The following is a 5,276-nucleotide window of genomic DNA, read 5'->3' on the forward strand; positions in this document are numbered from 1 at the left end:
ATGAGACAATTTTTTTATTTTTTTAAAAAATTTTTAATCTTATATTTAATAGATTTTAAATATAAGAAAAAATTTAATTTTAATACACAATTAAAATTATTCTTTATAATAATTTTTATGTTTATAAATAATATAAATCTTATGGCTGATCAATTAGATCATCAAAAAATAAACATTAATAAAAATTATTATTTAAAAAAGAAAAACTATCATTCTTTAAATTTTTTATTCAAAAAAAATTTAGAGAAAAAGGAAAAAAATATATATTTTATTAATAGTAAAAATCTAAAAAATGATTCTATTGTAGATTTACCTAAAATTAATTTAGAATTAAATAATAAAAGAAAATTATATAAAAATATGTTTCCTAATGATGATGTTTCTATTGTTAAAAAATTAGAATCATATAGTAATAATTTTGAAGAAAAAAATTTATTTGATTTTATATTAGAAACAAAAAGTATAATAGAAATAGGATTAAATAATAAGGAAAAATTATATAAAATATTACAAAATAATTTTTTAAATATAGCTAATGAAACATTAAATAATCAAATAAATTCTGGAATAAAAGATATATTTGGTTTATTTAATATAAAAGGAAAAAGTTTATTTAGTTTAAATTTAGATGAAAATCTAACTTTAGAAAATTCAGAGATTAAAATTTTATTTCCTCTTTTTGAAAAAAATGAATATTTATTTTTTTTGCAAGATGGTATTCATAAATCTGATAATAGAAACCAAATAAATTTAGGAATTGGTTTTCGTAAATTTTATAAAGATTATATGTTAGGTATAAATAATTTTTTAGACTATGATATTTTTCATGAAAATACAAGAACTAGTATTGGTATTGAATATTGGCAAGATTTTTTTAAATTAAGTGCAAATGCTTATATTAAATTAAGTGGTTGGACTCATTTAGATCAACAAAAAACATTTCCTAATGATGATTATATGCATCCAATTGAAAAAGATAAATTTTTTAATTATAATGAATATTATGAAAGACCTGCTAATGGATGGGATATTAGAATGGAAGGTATTTTTCCTAAAATACCGGAAATTACTTTAAAATTTTCTTATGAAAAATATTATGGGAATATAGGATTCAAGGAAAAAGTATTTAATCTTGAACATGAAAAATTATTTTTTCCGTACATAATGACTGCAGGGATTTCTTATAGACCTATACCTGCATTAGTTTTTTCTTGTGGAAAAACATTAACTTTATCAGGAGAAAGTAATACTAATTTTGGTATTAGTTTAGAATTAAAATTTGGTACTCCTTGGAATAACCAAATTCATCCTAATAAATCAGTAATAAATAATACATCTTCTATTAAAAATAAAAGATATGATTTTGTAAATAGAAATGATAATATCATTTTAGAATATAGAAAAAAACATGTAATAAAATTTCAAATAATAAAAAAAATAGTTAATTATCCTGGTACTGAAAATTCTTTAAATATAAAAATTAATACAGTTAATCTTTTTAAAGGTTTAGTCTTTGATAATTTAGTTGAATTTAATAAAAATAATGGTTATATTAAGAAAGATATTGGTGATAATTATATTGTTGTATTGCCTAGTTATAATTTTAAAAATGTTAATAAAAATCATTATTTAATAAAAATAACAGTTTTTGATGTAAATAATAATAGATCTACATCTTATGTAGATGTTATTGTGTTAAAACCTCTTATAAATAAAAATTTTTCAACATTAACTGCTTTTCCTAAGCAAATAATAGTTGATAGAGAAGCTACAAAACTTACATTTGAAGCAAGAGATATGAATAATAATATAATTGCTAATATGAAAAATGTAGAATTTTTAATTGAAGAGGGAGTTGCTAATAAACTAAATGTTCGTTTTTCTAAAATAATTGAAAACCCTAAGGGTACATATACTTCTAAAGTAGTTGCTTTAGCTACTGCTAAACTTATTTTTAAAGTAAAAATAGATAAAAAAATTGATAAAAATTTATCTGATGTAGTAAATGTAATAAATCCTTCAGCAGATAATATTCAAATTATTGCTAGTACTTATAAAAGTAAAGTTAGTGATGCAGTTCGTATAACTATACTTGTTTTTAATAAAATGGGTAGTAGATTAGCTAATGCTCCGGTTAGAATGGAAACAAGATCTATTAAAGATCGTCAAGGTAAAATACGTAGTGATTCTGGTTTATTACATGTTCATAATCTAATAACCGGAGAAAAATCTACTGGTAGAAATTTTTTATTTCGTACAAACATTATTGGAGAAGTAGTTTTACGTCTGTCTGATCCGCAAGGTATCGGAGTAAAAACTGAATTAGAATTTATTGCTGATGATTATATCAGTAAAAGAGTATTTTTTACATTTACAGTTGTTACAAGTCCAGATTCTCCTGATGCAAATATGTACGGACATATGCAAGATATTATAGAAGTTAATAAAGTAAAATTTCTTAGACCTCCATTAATGCAAGAATATAGAGGAGATGTTGTTCGTCATCATTTAAATGAAGATTGGGCCGCTTTAACTTGGGATAATGGTATTTATTATTGTAGAACTCTTAAACATGGTGATATTCCAACAAAATATAAGTTAAAATATCTTTTAGATGCACATAGTAATGATATATTTACTGTTTATGGATGGCCTATAGTAAAAGATTTTGTTGAAGTTTGGACTTCTTCTTGGATATGGCAAGCTTATATTCCAAGACCTTACTATTATTATTATGATTTCGCAAAAAAAGAAGAAGTTGAAGGTATTAATAGTTCATCATTTGCGGTGACATGTGAAGTTAAATAATTTTATTTAAGTATTATTAATATGTAAAACTATTTTTAAAAAATATATAGTTAAATTTGTCAAAATTTAATAGAATTAAATTCTATTAAATTTTGACATTTTTAATTTTTAGTTAATACTAAAAATTTTGTTGTATTATCTATTTTATTTGATAAAGATGGAGTTTTTATTATATTTAAATTAAATAATTTTGCTGTTTCTTTATTTCCTATAGCAGCAAAATTATTTAATTTAAATATAAATAATTTTTTTATTGCATCAGCAGTACTATTACAAATATTTTTTTTCCAAAAAGGATGTTTATTAATAAATATACTACACTGTTTAAATGGTTCGGAATGGCTAAAAATATTATCAATGTCATTAATATTAGTAAATTTATTATATGAAATTAAACGATGTTTAATTGGAATTTTAAATTGATAAAAAATTTTCAGAGAGCTATGTTTTAATAATTTATTTACTTCCTTTATTATCCCAGAACAACTATTTTCTATAGGTACTATAGCAAAATTAATAATATTTCTTTCCATAGAAAAAAATAATTCAGAAAAATTATTACAGCTTACATTGAAAATTTTTTTTCTAGAAAAAAAATTTTCAATGTAAGCTAAAGTAGCTAAATAAGAATAAGTACCTTGAGGACCTAAAAAAGCTATACTAATAATAGAATTATTCTTTTGAAGATTAGAAGAATAAACATGTTTTATAAAATATTTTAAATTATTAATTTTTATTTTATTTTTTGCAAAATAAAAACTAAATTTTGTACGGATATTATTAATCATAAATTATAATATAAAAAATTTTGAAAATATTTTTTATATTAGCATAAAAAAATAAAATATTCTTATTTTTTAATATGTACAAAATCATTAATATCAATTAAACATTTCCATCCTGTTGCTAATGAAACTTCTTCAAGTGATTTTTTTAAATTTTGTCTAAATTTCCAAAGAATATTAATATTACTACCACAAAGTTTATGTAAGGTATTCACTCTATAAGGCAAAGGTATATTATGAGAACAATAAAAACAATGGATCCATTGTGATAATGATTTTCCTTTTAATTTTATTCTTTCTTTTAAAGAAACTCCTGTCCACATTGCATCAGAAAAAAAATAAATTATTTTTTTATTTAAAATAATTATATGTTCTTTTGTTTTTTCATTTCTATACCATTCATGTAATAAATGACCCATATAAAAAATATTTTCATTTCTTATTTCTATACTACATACTGATAATCTAACTAAACAAGATTTTAACCATTCATAATCACTTTTACCAGTATTTCTATTTATTGATTTCAAAAAATCATAAGATTTAAATTTAACTTTTTCTCCTAAAGGAACATTTTTTAATCTATGTAAACATTCTAACCAAACATCTAAATCAGACTGATCTAAACTTTCACCTGTAAAACGTATATAAATACCATTTAATGTTGTTTTTAAAATATTTTTTTCATATTTTCTATGACCTTTTTTAATAACACCAAATAATGAACTACGTAACATTATATTAGGTACTGCTCTTTTACTATTTGGAATTATGGGCATTCTTTTTTTAATGAAAAAACTTTCATCTTTATTTAAAAAATTAGATGAATTAAATATCTTTTCTTTATTTTTATTACAAAAAGAAATATTATTGTTACTTTTACTTTTACTAGCTAATTTAATAATTCTAGCATGCAAAGACTTATACATTAATAATAATTCTGTATTTAAGTTTATTATGTAAAACTTTATTATTAATCATAATAAAAAATTGTTTTTATAAATAACTTTTTTTAGATAAACACATAAAATGTTATTTTCTAATAATTTTTAATAAATGTCAAGTTATAAAACAATTTTTTAAAAGATAAATAAAATATTTTTTAATTATGATAATAAGGGGTGGGTAATCAATACTAGACTCGGGATAACAAGTAGCTAGACTCGGGATAACAAGTAGCTAGACTCGGGATAACAAGTAGCTAGACTCGGGCTAGACTCGGGATAACAAGTAGCTAGACTCGGGATAACAAGTAGCTAGACTCGGGATAACAAGTAGCTAGACTCGGGATAACAAGTAGCTAAAAATAATAATTAAATTACGTAAATATTTGATTTAACAAATATTATTTTATTTAAAGTAAATGCATATAATCTTTTATAATCTTTTATAATCAAAAAAATATAAAAAAATATATTTTTTAAAATATATATTAAATACACATAAATATTTTTCTTATAAATACTTGAAATAAATAAAAAAAAAGTTATAATAAAAGCAATGATGTATTTCATAAAAAATTTTATGTGTATTATATTTTAATTTGTAAAAAATATAAGAAACATAAATTATAAAAACTATAAAAATTAAGATAATCACATAAAAAACATAAAAAATCAAAACTACACATTAAAGTTAAAACTTATTTAATCTATAAATAATGATTTAAAAAGAAACATAATA

General features: G+C 20.5%; 3 protein-coding genes. 1 reads left to right on the plus strand and 2 read right to left on the minus strand.

Annotated elements, in window-relative coordinates:
* The first annotated feature begins 117 nt into the window (after window positions 1-117).
* Window positions 118-2,808 carry an inverse autotransporter beta domain-containing protein gene (locus GJT83_RS02445; protein ID WP_168892877.1) on the plus strand — a complete coding sequence of 897 codons (2,691 nt, stop codon included), beginning with the start codon at window positions 118-120 and terminating at the stop codon, window positions 2,806-2,808.
* 101 nt (window positions 2,809-2,909) lie between these two features.
* Here the strand turns inward: GJT83_RS02445 and GJT83_RS02450 are convergent, their stop codons facing one another.
* Both GJT83_RS02450 and trfA read right to left on the minus strand, forming a co-directional pair.
* Entirely contained in the window at window positions 2,910-3,596 is a 687-nt protein-coding gene (locus tag GJT83_RS02450) for a prephenate dehydratase domain-containing protein (RefSeq protein WP_168892878.1), read from the minus strand.
* 62 nt (window positions 3,597-3,658) lie between these two features.
* Entirely contained in the window at window positions 3,659-4,522 is an 864-nt protein-coding gene (gene trfA, locus GJT83_RS02455; RefSeq protein ID WP_168892879.1) for a plasmid replication initiator TrfA, read from the minus strand.
* Window positions 4,523-5,276: the final 754 nt, after the last annotated feature.

The sequence above is a fragment of the Enterobacteriaceae endosymbiont of Plateumaris pusilla genome (assembly GCF_012562765.1).
In the GTDB taxonomy this organism is placed as follows: Bacteria; Pseudomonadota; Gammaproteobacteria; order Enterobacterales; family Enterobacteriaceae.